This window comes from Streptomyces sp. NPDC056160, from assembly GCF_042268205.1.
Taxonomy (GTDB): Bacteria; Actinomycetota; Actinomycetes; order Streptomycetales; family Streptomycetaceae; genus Streptomyces.
The window spans coordinates 1-1,221 of the sequence record NZ_JBHJUW010000359.1 but is presented as its reverse complement, the minus strand read 5'-3'; the positions used below and the strand labels follow the sequence as shown (position 1 = coordinate 1,221).

Annotated in this window: 1 protein-coding gene and 1 pseudogene; one reads left to right on the top strand and one right to left on the bottom strand. The window is 65.3% G+C overall.

All coding sequences use genetic code 11. The features are described from left to right. A pseudogene (locus tag ACFC02_RS42725) lies at nt 1-618 on the bottom strand (IS630 family transposase); the annotation flags it as partial. A gap of 67 nt (nt 619-685) precedes the next feature. On the opposite strand from ACFC02_RS42725, the gene ACFC02_RS42720 reads away from it, so the two are divergent. Next, nucleotides 686-1,015 carry an integrase core domain-containing protein gene (locus tag ACFC02_RS42720; RefSeq protein WP_376368461.1) on the top strand — a complete coding sequence of 110 codons (330 nt, stop codon included), beginning with the start codon at nt 686-688 and terminating at the stop codon, nt 1,013-1,015. The last annotated feature ends 206 nt before the right edge of the window (nt 1,016-1,221 follow it).

The following is a 1,221-nucleotide window of genomic DNA, read 5'->3' as shown; positions in this document are numbered from 1 at the left end:
CTTCTTGAACTCGGCGGCGCGGTGGCGACGGTGCAGGGAGCCGATGACCTCGCCGGTGGCGGTGTTGAGGGCCGCGAACAAAGTGGTGACGCCGCTGCGCAGGTAGTCGTGGGTGCGGCGCTCGGGCATGCCGGGCATCATCGGCAGCACCGGGGCCGAGCGGTCCAACGCCTGTATCTGGGACTTCTCGTCGACGCAGAGCACGATGGCGCGCTCGGGCGGGTCAAGGTAGAGGCCCACGACATCGCGGACCTTCTCAATGAACTGCGGGTCCTTGCTCAGCTTGAACGTGTCGACCTGGTGAGGCTTGAGGCCGAAGGTGCGCCAGATCCGCGAGACCGTCGACTGGCTCAGCCCGCTCTTCTTCGCCATCTCCCGGGTGGACCAGTGCGTGGCGCCCTTCGGCGTCGTCTCCAAGGTCCGCACGATCACGTCCTCGATCTGCTCGTCGGTCACCGTGCGCGCGGGCCCCGGCCGCTTCTCATCGGCCAGGCCCTCCAGTCGGTCAGCCGCGAACCGCTTGCGCCACGTGGCCACCGTGGTCGGGTGGATCCCGAGGTCCGCGCCCACCTGGGTGTTCGACAGCCCGTCAGCGCATGCGAGGACGATCCGGCACCGCAGCTCGGTTGGAAGACACCCGCCGAAGCACTCAACGAGCAGCTACAGTTGATTCAACAAGCCGGTGTTGCAACGACCGCTTGAATCCGGTCAGTACACGAGTTTCCGGCTCGCCGACCACCTGGAGGCCGCCGGTATCGCCGCCTCCATCGGATCGGTGGGCGACGCCTACGACAACGCCCTGATGGAGAGCACGATCGGCCTGTTCAAGACCGAGCTGATCAAGCCCCGGCGGCCATGGAAGACGCTGTCCGACGTCGAGCTCGCCACCGCTGAGTACGTCGACTGGTACAACCACCGGCGACTCCACGGTGAGATAGGCCACGTCCCGCCGGTCGAATACGAGAACAACCACTACCTCGCAACCACGAAGCCCCAGGTCACACCCAACACCTGAGATCTCTACCGAACTCGGAACGGTTCACACTTCGCCGCAGGGCGAACGTTGCCTGATGCGGCACTAGCCTCGCCGTTTCGCTTGGGTTTGGCGGCTGACGAGACGGAAACGCGATGGGTGCAGATCTGATGAGGGTGCCTCGTTGGGGTGATTCTCAGAGGTTCGGGATGTAGCTGGTCGTGCCGGCTTTTACCGTCGCCGGGTTG